General features: G+C 76.1%; 12 protein-coding genes. 5 read left to right on the top strand and 7 right to left on the bottom strand.

The annotated features are described in order from the left end of the window. The first annotated feature begins 39 nt into the window (after positions 1-39). Positions 40-768 carry a ThiF family adenylyltransferase gene (locus ACZ1IK_RS07660; RefSeq protein WP_041105125.1) on the top strand — a complete coding sequence of 243 codons (729 nt, stop codon included), beginning with the start codon at positions 40-42 and terminating at the stop codon, positions 766-768. Between the two features lie 42 nt (positions 769-810). On the opposite strand, the gene ACZ1IK_RS07655 is transcribed toward ACZ1IK_RS07660, so the two are convergent. Beyond that, positions 811-2,940 (bottom strand): ATP-dependent DNA helicase UvrD2, encoded by a 2,130-nt coding sequence (locus ACZ1IK_RS07655; protein ID WP_041105123.1) that lies wholly within the window; start codon positions 2,938-2,940, stop codon positions 811-813. 15 nt (positions 2,941-2,955) lie between these two features. Continuing rightward, entirely contained in the window at positions 2,956-3,945 is a 990-nt protein-coding gene (nudC, locus tag ACZ1IK_RS07650; protein ID WP_036314348.1) for an NAD(+) diphosphatase, read from the bottom strand. A 72-nt stretch (positions 3,946-4,017) separates the two neighbouring features. Between nudC and ACZ1IK_RS07645 the strand changes: the two genes are divergently transcribed. After that, a complete protein-coding gene (locus ACZ1IK_RS07645; protein WP_041105121.1) occupies positions 4,018-5,124 on the top strand; it encodes a phosphotransferase in 1,107 nt (368 codons plus the stop codon). Here the strand turns inward: ACZ1IK_RS07645 and ACZ1IK_RS07640 are convergent. The 3 genes from ACZ1IK_RS07640 to ACZ1IK_RS07630 are packed head-to-tail and all read right to left on the bottom strand — an operon-like array spanning position 5,099 to position 12,458. After that, the gene (locus ACZ1IK_RS07640) at positions 5,099-8,623 is read right to left on the bottom strand and encodes an ATP-dependent helicase (protein ID WP_465098439.1); all 3,525 of its coding nucleotides are present in this window, start codon (positions 8,621-8,623) and stop codon (positions 5,099-5,101) included. The two genes, ACZ1IK_RS07645 and ACZ1IK_RS07640, sit on opposite strands and share 26 nt — an antisense overlap. After that, positions 8,611-12,051 carry an ATP-dependent helicase gene (locus tag ACZ1IK_RS07635; RefSeq protein ID WP_061867017.1) on the bottom strand — a complete coding sequence of 1,147 codons (3,441 nt, stop codon included), beginning with the start codon at positions 12,049-12,051 and terminating at the stop codon, positions 8,611-8,613. Before ACZ1IK_RS07635 ends, ACZ1IK_RS07640 begins: the two co-directional genes overlap by 13 nt. Continuing rightward, a complete protein-coding gene (locus ACZ1IK_RS07630; protein WP_061867018.1) occupies positions 12,048-12,458 on the bottom strand; it encodes an MGMT family protein in 411 nt (136 codons plus the stop codon). The genes ACZ1IK_RS07635 and ACZ1IK_RS07630 overlap by 4 nt, the downstream gene beginning before the upstream one ends. 44 nt (positions 12,459-12,502) lie before the next feature. Here ACZ1IK_RS07630 and ACZ1IK_RS07625 point away from each other — a divergent pair, with 44 nt between their 5' ends. Beyond that, positions 12,503-13,189 carry a 3'-5' exonuclease gene (locus ACZ1IK_RS07625; RefSeq protein ID WP_049147285.1) on the top strand — a complete coding sequence of 229 codons (687 nt, stop codon included), beginning with the start codon at positions 12,503-12,505 and terminating at the stop codon, positions 13,187-13,189. 28 nt (positions 13,190-13,217) lie between these two features. Here the strand turns inward: ACZ1IK_RS07625 and hemL are convergent, their stop codons facing one another. Next, the gene (gene hemL / locus ACZ1IK_RS07620; protein ID WP_061867019.1) at positions 13,218-14,543 is read right to left on the bottom strand and encodes a glutamate-1-semialdehyde 2,1-aminomutase; all 1,326 of its coding nucleotides are present in this window, start codon (positions 14,541-14,543) and stop codon (positions 13,218-13,220) included. After that, entirely contained in the window at positions 14,540-15,526 is a 987-nt protein-coding gene (gene hemB / locus ACZ1IK_RS07615; RefSeq protein WP_036314332.1) for a porphobilinogen synthase, read from the bottom strand. Before hemB ends, hemL begins: the two co-directional genes overlap by 4 nt. Positions 15,527-15,633: 107 nt before the next feature. On the opposite strand from hemB, the gene brnQ reads away from it, so the two are divergent. Then, positions 15,634-17,028, top strand: a complete 1,395-nt coding sequence (gene brnQ, locus ACZ1IK_RS07610) for a branched-chain amino acid transport system II carrier protein (protein ID WP_465098438.1) — start codon at positions 15,634-15,636, stop codon at positions 17,026-17,028. Between the two features lie 10 nt (positions 17,029-17,038). Beyond that, a complete protein-coding gene (locus ACZ1IK_RS07605) occupies positions 17,039-18,133 on the top strand; it encodes an NYN domain-containing protein (RefSeq protein ID WP_465098437.1) in 1,095 nt (364 codons plus the stop codon). The last annotated feature ends 67 nt before the right edge of the window (positions 18,134-18,200 follow it).

The following is an 18,200-nucleotide window of genomic DNA, read 5'->3' as shown; positions in this document are numbered from 1 at the left end:
CCCTGGCAGGGTGGGAGGCACCGAGCCGAGAGGAGAGCCGTGCGCACCGTCGCCGAGACCGTCACCACCGTCCCTCATGACACCGCCGCGTCAGCGCCGGAGCCGGGGGTGTGGGCCCCGCCGACCGACGTCCATGTGGCGGGCCTCGACGCGGTGGGCGCGGCGATCGCCCACGCCCTGGCGGGGGCCGGGGCGCTGCGCCTGGCCCTGTGGGATCCGCGGCCCGTCGACGCCGCGGACCTGGGGACCGGCCTGCTGCCCGGGGACCTCGGTCGGCCCCGGGCGGGTGCGCTCGAGCGCCGGCTGGGCGACGTGGCCCCCGGGCTGCGCCTCTACGCGCACCACGGCCCGGTGCCGGTGCTCGTGGGGCAGGCGACGGTGGCGGTGGGGTCCGTGCTCGACGCGGACCTGGCCGCGCAGGCCCTGGCCGCCGACCACCCGCTGCTGCCGGTCACGGTGGGACCGAAGGCGGTCACGGTCGGACCGTGGTGCGCCCCCGGGGTGCGCGGGTGCCCGCTGTGCCGATGGCCCGCGGATCCGACGGGCGTCCCCGATGCCCCGACGGCGCCCGGCCCGTCGGCGCACCGGGGACAGGTGGACGGGCTCGCGGCGCTGCGGGCCGCCGTGCTGACCGTGGACGCGCTGCGGGCCGGACCGGCCCCCGGCGTGCTGCGGGCCGATCGGGTGACGGGACGCACGCGCCGGGTGCGGGTCCGCCCCCGGCCCGGCTGTGCCTGCGACCCGGACGCGCTCGGCTGGGCGTTCTGACAGGGTCGGCGCCGCCGGCGGAACGGAGCGCGGGTCCGCGGCTCAGGCCGCCGGGGTGCCGTGCAGCAGCTCGAGCAGCTCCGGTCCGTGCTTCTCCAGCTTGGACTTGCCGAGGCCGGGCACCTTCAGCAGCTCTGCCGGGGTCTTCGGCATGGCCTCGGCGATGGCCACGAGGGTGGCGTCCGTGAACACCACGAACGCGGGCATCCGCATCTCGGCGGCCGTGCGGGTGCGCCAGTCGCGCAGCTCCTCGAGCACGGCCTCGTCGTAGGTGGCGGGGCAGTCCAGGCAGCGGCCGACCTTGCGCTCGGCTCCCGTCTCGAGGGGCTTGCCGCACGTGCGGCACACGGCGACCTTCGCGCCCCGGCGCCGCGGCGCCGTCGGGCCCGCCGCGGAACCACGGGCCGGGGCGTGCTCGCGGGTGCCGCCGAGGGTCGGGTCGATGGCCCACAGGAACCGGGAGGGCCGCCGGGTGGAGCGCCCGCCCGTGCCCCGCGAGAGCGTCCACGTCAGCGACAGGTGCTGGCGGGCACGCGTGATGCCCACGTAGAGCAGGCGCCGTTCCTCGTCCACCTCGGCCTGGGTCTCCGCGAAGGAGATCGGCATGAGCCCCTCGGACAGGCCCACGAGGAACACCGCGTCCCACTCGAGGCCCTTGGCCGAGTGCAGCGAGGCCAGGGTGATGCCCTGCACCGTCGGCGCGTGCTGGTGCTGGGCACGCTCGTCGAGCTCGGCCACGAGCTCGGTCAACGTGAACTCGGCCCCGCGCGTCGTGGCGAGCTGGTCGGCGAGGTTGACGAGGGCGTGCAGGGACTCCCACCGTTCACGGGCCGCGCCGGAGGCCGCCGGCGGTTCGGCGGAGTAGCCGAGCGAGGAGAGCACGTCCCGCACCCGGTCCGTGACGTCGTCGCCCGTCAGGTCCTGGGCGGCGCGGGCGGCGGCCCGCAGCTGCAGGATGCCGTCGCGCACCTCGCGCCGGGAGAAGAACCGCTCGCCGCCGCGCAGCTGGTAGCCGATGCCCGCCGAGGACAGCGCCGTCTCGAAGGCCTGGGACTGGCCGTTGGTGCGGAACAGGACGGCGATCTCGGAGGCCGGCACGCCGTCGTCGATCAGCGCCGCGATCCGGTCTGCGACCCAGCCGGCCTCGGCCTCGTCGTCGGTGCACTCCGCGAACACGAGGTCGGGGCCGGCCGGCCGCTGGGAGACGAGCTCGAGGGGGTCGGGCCAGCGCGGCATCGTGCGGTCCCGCTCCCCCGCCTTGGTGCGGTCCGCCAGCAGGCGGTTGGCCGCCTCCACGATCTGCGGGCTGGACCGGTAGTCACGCACGAGACGGACCACCGTGGCCGCGGGATACCGCTCACGGAAGTCGGTGAGGAAGCGGGAGGTCGCGCCCGTGAACGAGTAGATCGTCTGAGAGGCGTCGCCGACGACGCACAGGTCGCCGCGGTCGCCGAGCCAGAGGTCGAGCAGGCGGTGCTGCAGCGGCGAGACGTCCTGGTACTCGTCCACCACGAACACGCGGTACTGGTCCCGGATCGTGGCCGCGATCTGCGGCTCGGTGGACAGGATCCCCACGAGGATCAGCAGCACGTCCTCGAAGTCGATCATGTTCCGGGCTGTCTTGGCCTCCTCGTAGCCGGTGTAGAGACGGGCGACGGTGGTGGCGGTCCAGCCGGCGGGCATCTCCCGCTCCTTCGCGGCCTCGGCGTAGCCCTCGGGGGCGTGCAGGGAGACCTTGGCCCATTCGATCTCGCCGGCGAGGTCGCGCAGGCCGGCCCGGTCCACGGTCATGCGCATGCGCTGGGCGACCTCCGTGAGCAGGCGCACCTTGTTCTCGATCAGCGAGGGCATGGGCCCGCCCACGGCCTGGGGCCAGAAGTACTGCAGCTGGCGCAGGGCCGCCGAGTGGAACGTGCGGGCCTGGACGCCGGCCACGCCGAGGTCGCGCAGGCGGGTGCGCATCTCCGCGGCGGCGCGCGCCGTGAAGGTCAGGGCGAGGGTGCGGTGCGGGTCGAAGACGCCGGAGGCCACGCCGTAGGCGATGCGGTGCGTGATGGCGCGGGTCTTGCCGGTGCCGGCGCCGGCCAGGATGCAGACGGGCCCGTGCAGGGCCGTGGCGGCCCGGCGCTGCTCCGGGTCGAGGCCGCGGAGGATCTCGTCGGGAGTGCTCATGCGGGACGAGTCCTCCTAGGTGATCAGGGTCTGCGCATCGGGCAGCATCCCACCGTACCAATCCTCGATGAGCGCCCGCGCGATGGACACGGCCCCGGGCAGGGTGACGTCGCCCTCGCGGGCCAGATGCGCGAGCTCCTTCCGCTCGAACCAGCGCACGGAGAGGATCTCCTCGCCGTCCGGAACCGGCTCGACGCCGGCCGGGGCCAGGGCGGTGAACCCGAGCATGAGCGAGCGCGGGAACGGCCACGGCTGGGAGCCGCGGTAGCGCGGGTGCGTCACCGTGATCCCGGACTCCTCCGCGATCTCCCGGACCACCGCGTGCTCCAGGGACTCCCCCGGCTCCACGAACCCGGCCAGGCAGGAGTACAGCCCCTCGGGCCACGCCGCGTTGCGGCCCAACAGGATCCGCCCGGCCGGGTCGATGACGGCCACGATCACCGCCGGGTCCGTGCGCGGGAACTGCTCCCGGGAGCAGTCGCGGCAGCGACGCACCCAGCCGGCCGCCTCGACGTCCGTGACGCCGCCGCAGAACGCGCAGAAGCGGTGGGTGGCGTGCCAGTTGGCGTTCGCGACGGCGGCCACGAACAGCCCGGTGTCCGCGTCGCTGAGGGCGGCGGCCGCATCGCGGAGGCCGACCCACACGGCGTCGGCGAGCGCGGCGGCCGCGTCCTCGGGCAGGGCCGCCGGCGGCTCGACGGCGACGGAGACCACCTCGCGCTCCCGCCCGTGCGGGCCCCGGTCCGCCGCGGTGCCGCGGCCCAGATACGCGGCCTCGGCCGGCACGGGACCGGAGGGCGCGGTGAAGACGAGCCGGCCGTCCGCGACCGGTGCGCGGCCGCCCTGCAGCCACAGGACCTCCGTCCCCTCGCGCGCCCAGGACGCCGCCAGGTGGCCCGGGTCGAGGCGGGCCACGGCACCGCGGTCCAGCTCCTCGCGGGCCAGCGGCAGGGCCAGGGGTGGTGCGGCGGTGGGGTCGGACGACGACGGGGGGCAGGAAGCCATGCGTCCAGGCTAGCGACCCGTCTCCGGTGCGCCCGACGACGGGGGAGGGCGTTCCGCGCCTAGGCTGGAGGGGTGGATCGTCAGCCCCTTCGTCTCGCAGCCCTGGCCGCCGCGGCCGTCCCCGGCCTCGCCCCCGTCTCCGTGGAGGCGAGCCCGGACGACCCCGCGGACTTCTCGACCGCCGTCGTCGTGGACGGTGAGGGCCAGCGGTGGCGGGTCCGCTCGCCCCGCACCCCGGAGGCGGGCATCCGTCTCGAGACGGAGCTGCAGGTGCTGGCGGGCCTGACCCCGGCGGTGCGCGCCGGCCTGCCGTTCCGCACGCCCTCCGTGGCGGGCGCGGTGCGGCTCGAGGGGCTGCGCACCTTCGTCTACCAGGACATGCCCGGGCGTCCCGTCACCCTGGAGGAGCTGGCCCGGCTCGGCGAGCCCGCGGTGCAGGACGTGGGCCGCGTGCTGGCCGCGATCCACACGCTGTCCTCGGATGTCGTGGACCACGCGGACCTGCCCTCCTACACGGCGGAGCAGATCCGGCAGCGTCACCTCCACGCCCTCGACCAGGCGGCCACCTCCGGCCGCGTGCCGCCCCTGCTGCTGCGCCGCTGGGAGGAGGCCATGGAGGAGGAGGCCCTGTGGCGGTTCACCCCGGTGCCCGTGCACGGTGACCTGCACGAGGACAACCTGCTCCTCGAGCGCGGCCGCGTGGTGGGCGTGACGGGCTGGACGGACCTGCACGTGGGCGACCCGGCCGGCGACGTCGCCTGGCTGGCCGCCGCCACGGACCCGGACCTGGCCGACCGCGTCCTCGACGCCTACGCGGCCCGGCGGGCCGACGCGGGGGCCGCCGACGACGGCGACGCCCACCTGATGCGCCGTGCGGCGCTGCTCGCCGAGTTCGCCCTCGCCCAGTGGCTCACGCGGGGCCTGGACCGGCACGACGAGGGGATGGTCGCCGAGGCGGAGGCCATGCTGGCCGAGCTCGAGGGCGACGTGCGCGCCGCGCAGGAGGCGGCCGCGCGCCAGGCGGAGGCCGACGCGGCCGCCGACGCCGCCGAGGACGCCCGGGATGCGGCGGAGGACGCCCGGGAGGCCGCGGCCGCGAGGACCGCGGACCCGGAGACGGGGTCGCTGCCCGCCGTCGAGGTGGTGCGGCCGATCAACGGCGGGCCAGGGCGTCCGTGATGTGACGCTCGAGCTCCTCCTCCCCCGGCAGGTCCGGGAAGGAGCGCTCCTGCCCGTGGGCCACGTACACGAAGCTGGCCCCGATCCGTTCCAGCGGGATCCCGTGCAGCCGTGACCAGGCGAGCCGGTAGACGGCCAGCTGCAGCGACTTGAGCTCGAGGTCGCGGCCCCGCGGCACGGCGCCGGTCTTCCAGTCGACGAGCTCCCAGTCGGCCTCGGGGTCGAAGGGCAGGCGGGGGTCGCCGCCGGAGCGGTAGATCGCGTCGACCCGGCCGCGCAGCGTGATCCCGCCGACCGTCGTCTCGACCGGGGCCTCGACGAAGGCCGGGGTGCGCTCCGCCCAGCGCGAGGAGCGGAACCACTCCTGCATCGGGCCGAGGTCGAGGGCCTCGTCGACCCACAGGTCCGCGGCGTCCTCGGCCGAGTCGATGTCCAGCATGCCGGTGGCCCCGAAGCGCTCCTCGAGCCACGCGTGGAACGCCGTGCCGCGTCGCGCCGCGTGCGCGGGCGGCCGGGGCAGGGGCCGGCGCAGCTGCTCGGCCACGGCCTGCGGGTCGGCGGCGAGCTCGCCGTAGAGGGACACGGAGACGTGCTCGGGCAGGGCGGTCTCCCCGCCCGTCCCGGCGACGTCCCGGCGGCGCAGCAGCACCCAGTCCACCTGGCGGGCCAGCTCCGGGTCGTCCCCGAGCGCCGCCGGGTCCGCGGCGTGCACGGCCGCGGCGGCCGCCTCCACCCCGTGCCGGCGGGCCCGGGAGCGGTGCGGCAGCGGCTGCCAGCGTTCCTCGTCCTCGGGGTCCTCCGGGTCGGCGACGAAGGCCTCCGGGCCGTCGAGCGGGTCGAAGGGCCAGCGGGCGACCAGCGTCCGGGCCGCGGCGGGGTTGGCCTCGGGCAGGTCGTCCTCGGCCGGGGCGGGGCCGAGCGCGACGCCGGGCACCTCCCCCGCCAGACCGGCCACCTCCTCGAGGAAGGCCGAGGCCGGCAGGGGCTCCTTGTTGACTCCCTTGAACAGGGAGGTGCTCAGCCACAGGGCGGATCGCGCGCGCGTGTACGCGACGTAGGCCAGGCGCCGCTCCTCGCGCTCGGCGTGGGCGGCCACGGCCACGGCATAGGGGTCCGGGTTGCCCTCCTGGGCCGCCTTGGAGCTGTACTTGGTGCCGGCCGACTGGACCCAGTCCCGCTGGTCCTGGGCCCACGAGCCATCCCACTGCGGCAGCGACGCGCGGTCCCCGCGCAGGGGCCACGGCAGCGCGCCGGCCCCGGGGCTGGTCCAGCGGTCCGCCCGCGTGGACGGGAACGTGCCCTCCTGCAGGCCGGGGACCGCGACGACGTCCCACTCGAGCCCCTTCGAGGCGTGCGCGGTGAGCACCTGGACCAGGCCGGGGGTGGGTTCGGCGTTCTCGACGCCGAGGCCGTCCTCGTGCTCGAGGACGGACTCCGTCCAGGCCAGGAACGCCGTCAGGTCCGTCGCCGTGGTGCCGGCGCCGAAGTCGCGGGCCGCGTCCTGGAACGCGTTCAAGTGCCGCCGGGCCGCGGCCGCGGAGACGCCGGGCCGCAGGGCCACCTCGACGTCCAACCCCGTCTCACGGATCACCTCCGCGATGAGGTCGGCCGGGTCCTCCCCGGTGCGCGTGGAGAGCCGGCGCAGCTCGGCGTTGACGGCCCTCAGCCGGGCCAGGCCCTCGGGTGAGAAGCCGCGGCCGCGGGAGCCGACCCAGTCCGTCCCCTCCCCGGGCAGGGAGTCGAGGGCCTCCAGCAGGGCGGCGGCGTCGGCGTCCTCCTCGGGGCTCACGTCCCGGGCCGGGTCCGGGGCGTCCCCGGCGGGGTCCTCCCGCCCACCGCCGGCCCGCCGGGCCCGCAGCCGCGAGACGAACCGGGCGCGCTCCTGCAGCACCTCGAGGTCGGCCACGCCGATGCGCCAGCGCGGGCCGGTGAGCAGGCGGACGAGCTGGTCGCTGCGCGTGGGGTCGGCCAGCACGTGGAGGACGGCGAGCACCTCGGCGACCTCCGGCAGCGCCAGCAGCCCGGAGAGCCCGAGCACCTCGTAGGGCAGGCCGGCGGCGTCGAGCGCGTCCAGCACGGGGCCGAACTGGGCGCGGGTGCGGCACAGGACGGCGCGGCTCGGGGTGGTCCCCCCGGGCCCGGACCCGGTGAGGGCGCCGAGGCGGGCGACGACGTCGGCGGCCTCCTCCTCCGCGGTGACGAACCGGTCCACCCGGACGACGCCCTCCCCCGCGCCCGGCCGGGGCCGCAGGGTGCGCACCTCCACCGGCGCGCCGCCCGTCGCGGCGGCGTGGGCGTTCAGCGGTGCGGCGACGGCGTTGGCGACCGCCAGGATCGACTCCTCGTTGCGCCACGCGATCGTCAGGTGCGAGACGTCCGCGTTCACGCGCCGCGGGGCGCCGCCGGGGCCGGTCTCCAGTCGGGGGAAGGCGTGCGGGAAGGCGAAGAGCTGCCCGGCGGAGGCGCCGCGGAAGCCGTAGATCGACTGGTGGGGGTCACCCACCGCGGTGACGCAGTGCCCCAACCCGGGCGCGTCGTCCTCGGGGCCGCGCGGGCCGAACAGCCCGGCGAAGATCCGCATCTGGGCGTGGGAGGTGTCCTGGAATTCGTCCAGCAGCACCACGGGGAACCGCGCGCGCTCCTGCTCGCCGGCCGCCGGCACCTCGACGGCGATGCGCGCCGCGTGGCGCAGCAGGTCGCCGAAGTCCATCACGTCCTGCTCGCGCTTGACCTCGTCGTAGCGGGCCACGAGGTCCGCCATGAGGGCGCGGTCCGCCAGGCCGGTCAGGAACTCCTGGATCTCCTTCGAGGGGGTCTTGGCGCGCGGGGGCAGCGGCAGGGCGCTCCCCTGCTCGGCCAGCCGGGCGAGGAACTCGCGCACCTCGTCCGCACTCACCAGGTGCTCGGCCATGTCCCCGGCCAGCCGCAACGCCTGCGTGATGAGCCGGGACGGGGCCACGCCGAGGGTGTCCGCGACCACCGGATGCGAACGCACGACGGCGCCCATGAGCCGGTGGGCGTCCGCGCCTCCGAGCAGCCGCGCCTCCGGTTCCACGCCGATCCGCAGGCCGTGGTCCCTGACGAGCGCGCCGGCGTAGGAGTGGTACGTGGACACCCAGGCGCGGCCCAGGTCCTCGGGCTCCCCGTCGAAGCCGGGGATCTCGAGGCCGGAGCGCAGCAGGGCGTCCACGCGCCCGTTGATCCGCTCGGCGAGCTCACCGGACGCCTTCCGGGTGAACGTGACGCCGAGGACCTCGTCCGGGCGCACGAGACCGTTGGCCACGAGCCAGACCACGCGGTCGGCCATGGTGGCGGTCTTGCCGGAGCCGGCGCCGGCCAGCACCAGGCGCGGAGTGAGCGGGGCGGTGACCACCTCGGCCTGCTCCTCCGTGGGCGGGGGCAGCCGCAGCCGCGCCGCGATGTCCTCCGGGGAGTGGACCGCGTCCTCGACGCGCGGACGATCGGTCTGAGCGGCGGGATCGCCGGTCAGCGGGGCCATTCGGTGACCTGCCTTCCTTCGGAGCAGAGCGGACAGACGGAGGGCAGCGCGCACCGGCGGGCGCCGGCCTCGTGGAGGGCGAGGAAGCGCGGCCCCGTGGTGCGGCGGGCCGCCGTGAACACCTGCTCGAGCGCCCAGGTGTCCTCGTCCTCGAGGGCCGGCTGGTCCTGCACCTTGGTCTTCTGGGTGCCGGCGCCGAGCTGGACGAGGGCCGCGCCGGCCGGTGTCGTGGGGTGCTCCAGACCGGCGAGCGCGGCGCGCAGGGCGGGGTCCGTGGCGGGGTCGTCCCGGACCTGCTCCAGACCGCCGGCGCGGACGGCCACCTGATAGGCGGCCAGCTGGGGCTGGCGCGCCATCTCCGCGCCGGTGGGCGCGCTGCGGCCGGTCTTGAGGTCGGCGATGAAGGGTCGGCCCTGCGCATCCGCCTCGAGCCGGTCCACGACGCCGGTGATCCGGACGGTGGTCCCGCCCCAGGTCAGGTCCGCGAGGAGCCGCACCTCCTGGGCCACGGGCCGACGCCCGGCCGCCCGGGCGATGCTCCAGTAGCCGATGTAGGCGTCCACCAGGCCGCGGGCCCGGTCGTGCTCGATCTCCGTGATCCAGCCCTCCGGCAGGCCGAGTTCGGGCAGGCGGCGTTCCAGTTCGGCGCGCACGTCCTCGGGCACGCCCTCGGGGTGGTGTTCGGCCACCGAGTGCACGAGCGTGCCCACGGACTGGGCGAGGGTTCCGCCCGCGTTCGCGCCGACGTGGTACAGCACCCAGTTCAGCGGATTGCGCAGGGCCGTCTCCACGCGGGAGGGCGAGAGCGCGACGACCTCGCGCTCCGGGTCGACGAGCGCGGCCTCGGTGGACAGCGGCAGCAGGCCCCACCAGCGTCGGGGGTCCGCGACGGTCACGCCGTCCTCGGCGAGGACCGCCAGGCCGGCGGCCGCCGCGGCCCGGGATGTCGCCCCGTCGGCCGCGTCCGCCTCGTCCCCGGCCTCCAGGACGCGGCGCAGCCGGCCGACGAGCGCGGACGCCGTGATCGGGTCGGGGACCGCGGTGAGCCGCCGGACGCCGGCGGCGTCGCGCGCCTCGGCGGGCAGCCGTTCGGGCGGGTCCACCAGGTCGAGGAAGTCGGAGGGGCCCTCATCCGGCGAGCGGACGGCCGTGACGACCACCTGACGCCGTGCCCGGGAGACCGCGGCCGCGAGCATGCGCAGCTCGTCCTGACGCACCTCGCGCAGCCGGGTGCGGTGATCCGTGGGCCACGGGGCGTCCGCGGGCAGGGTCACGAGGTCCACGAGGTCGGTGGCGCCGAGCAGCTGGCCGCGCAGCCGGGTGTTCGGCCACACGCCCTCCTGCAGGCCCACGACGATCACCGTGTCCCACTCCTGGCCGGCCGCCGCGGCAGGGGTGCGCACGTGCACGGCGTCACCGGACTCGGCACGGCGGGCCAGGGTGTCCACGGGCAGGTCCTGGGACTCCATGTAGACGGCGAACGACTCGGGCGACGCGCCCGGGAACTGGTCCACGAAGCGCTCGGCCACCTTGAACAGGGCGACGACGGCGTCGAGGTCCGCGTCCGCCCGGCGGGACTCGCGGCGCTCGTTCGCGTGCTCGGCGGGCCGCAGCGCGAGCGAACGCCACCGCTCGGCCCGACCGGAGGCGGACCACAGCGCCCACAGCACGGTCTCGGGCGAGGCCGAGGGGGCGCGGGCGGCCTCCAGGCCGTCCCGGAGCATCCAGTGGACGCGGCGCAGGGCGCGGTGCCGCTCGTGCTCGGGGCCGGCCAGGCTCGGGTCCAGCAGGGCCGCGGCGAGCAGCGCGTCCGAGGTGCGCCGGCCGCCCCGGCCCCGCTCGGCGGCCAGCAGGTCCTGGCGCAGCCGCCGCACGTGCAGCGCGCTGGCCATCCCGTACCGGCCGGTGAGCAGTCCCACGACCTCGTCCGGGTCGAGCACGTCCTCGACCCGGGCCTCCGGATCCTCCGCGAGCGCCCCCGCCGCGTCCACCAGCGTGAGCAGGGGCGCGACGGCGGGCTCCTCCTTCAGCACGAGCCCGGCGGCGTCGCGCAGCACGGGGACGCCCTCGGCCTCCAGGTGGCGGGCGAGCGCGGCCACACGGGAGCCGGAGCGGGCGACCACGAGGATCCGGTCCAGGGGCACCCCGTCCTCGTGGTGGACCCGCAGCACCCGTTCGAGGACGAGCTGGTCCTCGTGGGCGCGGGTGGGCACGACGTGCGCGCGGACGGCGCCGTCACCGTCCGCCGGGACGGTCTCGGTCCGGGTCCGTTCGACGCCGGCGGTGCGCTGGCGGACCCGGCGGGCCACGCGCAGGTAGGCGTCCTGGACCTCGGCGCGCATGCGGTGCCCGCGCGTCAGCACCCGGACGCGCCCGTCCGGGGACGCGGGCGGGGCGGCCCCCGGCACGGGATCGGGGTCGAGGACCCCGGGGTACCGGGCGAGGAGGTCGGGCCGGGCGCCGCGGAAGCCCTCCACGGTGGTGTCCGGCGACGCGGTGAGCAGCACGTCCCGCCCGCGTCCGAGCACGGTGAGCAGGTCGTGCACGGCGGGGGTGGCCTCGTGGAGGTCCTCGACCACGAGCACGGCCAGGCGGTCCCGCTCCGCCGCCACGAACGCCTGCGCCGCGGCGTCGCGCTCCGGGTCCTCGGGATGCCGCTCGGTGAGCACGCGGACGGCGGCGGACAGCAGCCCGGCGGCGTCGAACGCCTCGGCCATGCCCAGGTCGATCCGGTCCCGGTAGTCCTGCAGCAGCACGGCCGCGGCCTCCCACTCGGGGCGCCCGTGGGCGGTGCCGAGCTCCTGCAGGCGGCCCGGCTCGAGGCCGAGCTCGCTCATGCGGTCCACGAGCTCGCGGACCTCACGGCGGAATCCCCTCGCCTCCACGGCGGGGGCGACGTCGTCCGGCCAGTCCGGCGCGGCGGCGAGGCCGGCGGCGTAGCCCTCGAGCAGCTCGGCGATCACCGTGTCCTGCTCGGCACCGGTGAGCAGCCGGGGGGCGACCTCCAGATGCCTCAGCGGTCCCGTGACGCGGGCACGGCGCAGCAGGTCGAACGCGTAGGAGGACCAGGTCCGCACGGGGGTGACGGCGCGGGTGCCCCGACCGGCGGCGGCGAGCCGGCGGGTCAGCGCGTCACGCAGCCGCGCCGCCGCATCCCGGCTCGGGGCCAGCAGCAGGAGGGACTCGGGGTCCAGCCCCGCCTCGATCCGGCGGGCCGCGTACTCGACCGCCACGGTGGTGCGCCCCGTGCCGGGGGCGCCCAGCACGAGCACGGCGCCGTGCCCGGGGGCGAGCGAGGCGATCGCCTCCTGCTCGTCCGTGAGCGTGATCCGGTCCTCGGGCGCGGCGGCCGTGCGCACCAGCCGAGCGGCCCGTTCCGGCGCCGCCGCGTCGTCGTCGAAGGGGTCCACCCCGTGTTCCCTGGTCATGGCCTCATCCTCGCACCGGGCCCGGACACGATACGGTCGGCGATCGCACGGATCGCCCGCGCGGCGCCGTCGTCGGGCTCCCAGCGGGCCCGGGGCAGGTCCATGCGCCCGGCCGGGGTGCGGGGCATGGCCTCGCGTTCGTGCTCGACGGCGGCCCGCGCGGCCAGCTCCGGAGGCAGCGAGCCGTCGGCCCGGACCACGCGCCACCAGGGCGTGCCGGGGCTCGATTCGGCCATCGCCCGGCCGGCCTGCCGCGGACCGCCGACCCCCAGCAGGCCGGCCAGCCCCCCGTAGCTGACGGCGCGTCCGGGCGGGACCAGACGGGCGAGCGCCTCGAGCCCCTCGCCGAGGGTGAGCGGTCCGTCGTCGCGGTGGCGGGCGCCGGGGAGCACAGGGTGATCGGTCACGACCCCATCCTGTCGTGTCCGCCGCTCCGGGTAGCGTGAGGCGCGTGACTTGGCATGAGAGCATCCGCGCCGGCTTCGACCTCGAGACCACCGGACGTGATCCGCGCACCGCGCTGATCGTGACCGCCACCCTGGTGATGGTGGACGAGCAGGGCCGCGCCGCGTCGTCGGCCGAGTGGCTCGTGGACCCGGGCGTGCCCATCCCGGCCGAGGCGGCCGAGGTCCACGGCGTCACCACGGAGCGGGCGCAGGCGGAGGGCATGCCCGCCGCGCAGGGTGTCACGGAGATCACCGAGACCCTGCGGGACCTGTTCGCCGCGGGCATCCCCGTGGTGGCGTTCAACGGCGTGTACGACTTCACGGTGATGGACCGGGAGGCGCGCCGCCACGGGCTGACGCCGCTCGAGGCCCGCCCCGTGATCGACCCGTTCGTGCTGGACAAGCAGGTGGACCGGTTCCGCAAGGGCAAGCGCACGCTCTCCGCGGTGTCCGAGCACTACGGGGTGACCCTGGAGAACGCGCACACCTCCGCGGCGGACGCCCTCGCCGCCGTCCAGGTGGCCGACGCCCTGGCCGCCCAGTACGAGCAGCTGCGCGTCGCGCCGGCGGACCTGCACGAGCGGCAGGTCCGCTGGAAGGCCGAGCAGGCGGAGAGCTTCGAGCAGTACCTGCGGCGCAAGGACCCGCAGGCCACCGTCTCGCGCCACTGGCCGGTCGAGGCCGAGCGCTGAGCGCCCGGCCCCGACCCGCGCTCGGGTCTCAGGCCTGGGGCGTCGCCGCCGCGGCCGCCTTCGCCGCGGCCGGCAGCGCGTCGAGCACCCGGGTGACCGCCGCGTCGTCGTGGGCGGCGGAGACGAACCAGGCCTCGAACACGGACGGCGGCAGGTACACGCCGGAGGCCAGCATCGACTGGAAGAACGGGGCGTAGCGGAAGACCTCCTGGCCCTGGGCGTCCCGGTAGTCCCGCACGCCGGTGCCGGAGGTGCCGAACGCCAGGGAGAACAGGGTGCCGGCCCGCTGGATCGAGTGGTCCACGCCCTCGGCGTCGAGCGCGGCCACGAGGCCCTCGCGCACGGCGTCCGAGGCGCGCGTCACGGCCGCGTAGACGGCCTCGTCGGCGCGGGAGAGCGTGGCGTGGCCGGCGGCCATGGCCACCGGATTCCCGGAGAGGGTGCCGGCCTGGTACACGGGGCCGAGCGGGGCCAGGTGGTCCATGATCTCGGCGGAGCCGCCCAGGGCGGCCGCGGGCATGCCGCCGCCGATCACCTTGCCGAAGCACCAGATGTCCGGGGTCCAGCCCTCGGGCTGTCCGGACAGGCCCCAGCCGCCCGTGGCGGTGGCGCGGAAGCCGGTGAGCACCTCGTCCCAGATCAGCAGCGCGCCGTGGCGGCGGGTGATCTCGCGCAGGAACGCGTTGAAGCCCTCGGCGGGCTCCACGACGCCCATGTTGCAGGGCACGGCCTCCGTGATGAGCGCGGCGATGCGCTCATCGTGCTCGGCGAACACGGCCTCGACGGCGGCGCGGTCGTTGTAGTCCACCACGAGGGTCTCGGAGGCGGCGGCCTCGGTGACGCCCGCGGAGCCGGGCAGGGCGGCGGTCGCCACGCCCGAGCCGGCCGCGGCCAGCAGGCCGTCCGAGTGGCCGTGGTAGCAGCCGGCGAACTTCACGATCAGGTTGCGGCCGGTCACGCCGCGGGCCAGGCGCAGGGCCGTCATGGTGGCCTCGGTGCCGGTGGACACGAAGCGCACGCGCTCGACCGGGACCTTGGAGGCGATCAGCTCGGCCAGCGCGGTCTCCTCCAGCGTGGAGGTGCCGAAGCCGAGGCCGCGGTCCACGGCGGCGTGCACGGCCTCGACGACCTCGGGGTGCTGGTGGCCCAGCAGCATGGGGCCCCACGAGCAGACCAGGTCCACGTACTCGTTGCCCTCGACGTCGGTCAGGTACGGGCCGCGTGCGCCGGCCATGAACCGGGGCGTGCCGCCCACCGAGCCGAAGGCGCGCACGGGTGAGTCGACGCCGCCGGGGATGACGGCCTGGGCCGCGGCGAAGGCGGCGGCGTTGGTGGTCGGCTGGGACGCGGTCACAGGGACCCCTCCTTCATCCAGCGGCCGAGCTCGGCCGCCCAGTAGGTGAGCACGGAGTCGGCGCCGGCGCGCCGGATGGAGAGCACGGACTCGACGATCGAGGCCTTCCGGTCGATCCAGCCGTGCGCGGCGGCGGCCTCGATCATCGCGTACTCCCCCGAGATCTGGTACGCGGAGACGGGCACGTCCGCCATGTCCGCCACGTCGCGCACGATGTCCAGGTAGCTCATCGCGGGCTTGACCATCACCATGTCCGCGCCCTCCTCGAGGTCGAGGGCGACCTCGAGCAGGGCCTCGCTCCGGTTGGCGGCGTCCATCTGGTAGGTCTTGCGGTCGCCCGTGAGCTGGGAGTCGACGGCGTCGCGGAACGGCCCGTAGAACGCCGAGGAGTACTTCGCGGCGTAGGCGAGGATCGCGGTCTCGTGGTGGCCGGCGCCCTCGAGGGCCTCCCGGATCACGCGGACCTGGCCGTCCATCATCCCGGAGGGGCCGAGCACGTCCGCACCGGCCTCGGCCTGCGCGACGCCCATCCGGGCGTAGATCTCCAGCGTCGCGTCGTTGTCCACGGCGCCCTCGGCGGTGAGCACGCCGCAGTGGCCGTGGTCGGTGAACTCGTCCAGGCACAGGTCGGACATCACGACGAGCCCGTCCCCCACCTCCGCCTTCACGTCCCGGATGGCCCGGTTCAGGACGCCGTCCGGGTCCAGGGCGGCGCTGCCGACGGCGTCGCGCGTGGTCGGCACGCCGAACAGCATGATGCCGCCCAGGCCCAGCTCGGCGGCCTCGGCCGCGGCGGCCTTGAGCGAGTCCGCGGTGTGCTGCACGACGCCCGGCATCGAGGCGATCGGCACGGGCTCGGCGGCGCCCTCCTTGATGAAGGCCGGCAGGATCAGCTCGGCGGGGTGCAGGCGCGTCTCGGCGGCGAGGCGGCGCATCGCGGCGGACCGGCGCAGACGCCGGGGACGGTGCAGCGGGAAGGACATGACGGGGTCACACGCTCCTGGTTCGGGGACCCGTCCAGTCTAGGCGCGGAGGCTGACCGCGCGCCGGGTACAGTCATGGCGCCCCGTTCGCCGTCGAGAGGCCCGTGATGCCCCCGCGCCTGCGCCCCGGTCAGACCCTGCTGCTGGCCTCGCTCGTCTTCGGCCTGTTCTTCGGCGCCGGCAACCTGATCTTCCCCGCCGGCCTGGGCCGGGATGCGGGCGCCGCGGTCACGCCGGCCACGCTCGGCTTCCTCGTCACGGCGGTGGGGCTGCCGGTCCTGGGCATCGTCGCCTCGGCGGTGACGGGGGCGCGCTCGGTCCGTGAGATGACGGCGCCCGTCTCCCGGCGCTTCGCCGTGGCGTTCACGTGCCTGCTGTACCTGACGATCGGCCCCCTCTTCGCCATCCCCCGCACCGCCACGGTGTCCTATGAGATCGGTGTCGCGCCCCTGGCGGGCGACGGCGGCCTGCGGCTGCTCGGCTTCACGGCGGCGTTCTTCGCGGTCGCCGCGGTGGCGGCGTTCCGTCCGGGCCGGCTCATGGAGTGGGTGGGGCGCTACCTGACCCCGGCGTTCCTGGTCCTGCTCGGCGCCCTGGTGGCGGCCGCCGTCGTGGCCCCGATGAGCACGGGCGCCCTGCCCTCGCCGACCCCCGCCTACGCCGACGGGGCGCTCGTGCGGGGCCTGCTGGACGGCTACAACACCATGGACGCGCTCGCCTCGCTCGCCTTCGCGGTCGTGATCGTCGACGCCGCCCGGCGCCTGGGCGTGACGGGCCCGCGCCGCATGGCGGTGGAGCTGGGCAAGGCGGGGCTGCTCGGCGGTGCGGCGATGGCGGTGGTCTACGCCTCCCTGGCGTACGTCGGCGCCACGAGCCACGGCGCGTTCGCGCAGGCCGCGAACGGCGGCGACGTCCTCGCCCGCACCGCGAGCCACTTCTTCGGCGCGGCGGGCGTGTACCTCATCGCGGCCATCGTCGTCGTCGCGTGCCTGAAGACCTGCATCGGACTGATCGTGGCGTGCACCGAGATGTTCGCGGAGATGTTCCCCGGGTCCTACCGGCTGTGGGCGAGCCTCTTCCTCGTCGTGTCCTTCGCGCTCGCCAACCTGGGCCTGGAGGCGATCATCGCCTGGTCCGTCCCGGTGCTGATGTTCCTCTACCCGATCGCCGTCGTCGTCATCCTGCTCGGTCTCGCCTGGGCCTGGGTGCGGGACCACCCGGCGGTGGCCCGCTGGGTGGTCGCCTGCACGGGGCTCGCCGCCTTCTTCGACCTGCTGGGCGCCCTGCCGGAGGCGCTCGCGACGACGCCGCCCGTCACCGCCCTGACGGGCCTGGCCGGCCGGGTGCTGCCCGGCTACGCGGTCGGCTTCGGCTGGGTGGTCCCGGCGCTCGTCGGGCTGGTCGTCGGCACGCTGGCCGCCGCCTCGCGGCCCCGCCCGCGCCGGGGCGAGCGGGAGGCGATCCCGGTCACCGCCGGCCACGGGCGCACCGCCGCCGACTAGGGTGGGACACATGCCCGAACCCACCCCCGCATCCCTGCGCATCGCCGTCCTGATGGACAGCGACAACGTCTCCCCCAAGTTCGCCCCCCTGATCCTCGAGGAGCTCGCCACCTACGGCACCCCCACGATCAAGCGTGCGTACGGCGACTGGACCACGACCAACCTCAACGGCTGGAAGAAGGCGCTGAACCACCACGCGATCCAGCCGGTCCAGCAGTTCGCCTACACCGTGGGCAAGAACTCCTCGGACTCCGCGCTCATCATCGACGCGATGGACCTGCTCTGGATGGGCAACGTGGACGCGTTCGCCCTCGTCTCCTCCGACTCCGACTTCACGCGCCTGGCCACCCGCCTGCGCGAGGGCGGCAAGCGCGTGATCGGCCTGGGCGCCCGCAAGACCCCCGCCTCGCTGCGCAACGCCGTGGACCAGTTCATCTACCTCGAGCTGCTCGGCACCGCCACGGACCACGACGTCGACGACGACGAGACCGGCGAGGACGCCCCCGCCAAGGAGGAGAACGCCAAGGCGTCCGAGGGCTCCGGCCGCTCGGGGTCCCGCCGCGGCGGTCGAGGCCGCGGTCGCGGGTCCAAGACCACCGACGCCGCCGAGTCCCCCGAGGCCACGGACGCGGACGCCGAGGCCCCCGCCGCCGACGAGGCGCCCGCCGGGGACGCCGCCGCCGACGAGGCGCCCGCCGGGGACGCCGCCGCCGGCAAGGACGGGAAGGCCGCGGAGGCGAAGTCCGGGGCCGGTCGGCGGGGCCGCCGTGCGTCGTCGTCGGACGTCACCGAGGACCCGACCCCGCCCGAGGTGCCGGTCGAGGCCGAGCCCGAGCACGACGAGGCCGACGCCGCCCCGCGCATCGACCTGCAGGCCGCGCTCACCAAGGCCGTCAACGCCACGAGCACCGACGACGGCTGGGCCACGCTGTCCCTGATCGGCCAACACCTGAGCCGCACCCACGTGGACTTCGACCCGCGCGACTTCGGACACTCCAAGCTCTCCACCCTCGTGGAGGACCAGCCGTACCTGCGCACCCGCACCGAGGGCCGGACCATGGAGGTCTCGCTGGTCCGCCGCCGCAGCCGCCGCGCCGAGGGCTGAGCGGCACGGCCCGTCGTCCCCCGCGGCCGGCGGGCCGGTCCACCGGCCGTTCACCCGCCGGCCACCC

The sequence above is a fragment of the Micrococcus sp. CS26 genome, from assembly GCF_055522295.1.
This window is presented reverse-complemented; position numbering and strand designations above follow the sequence as displayed.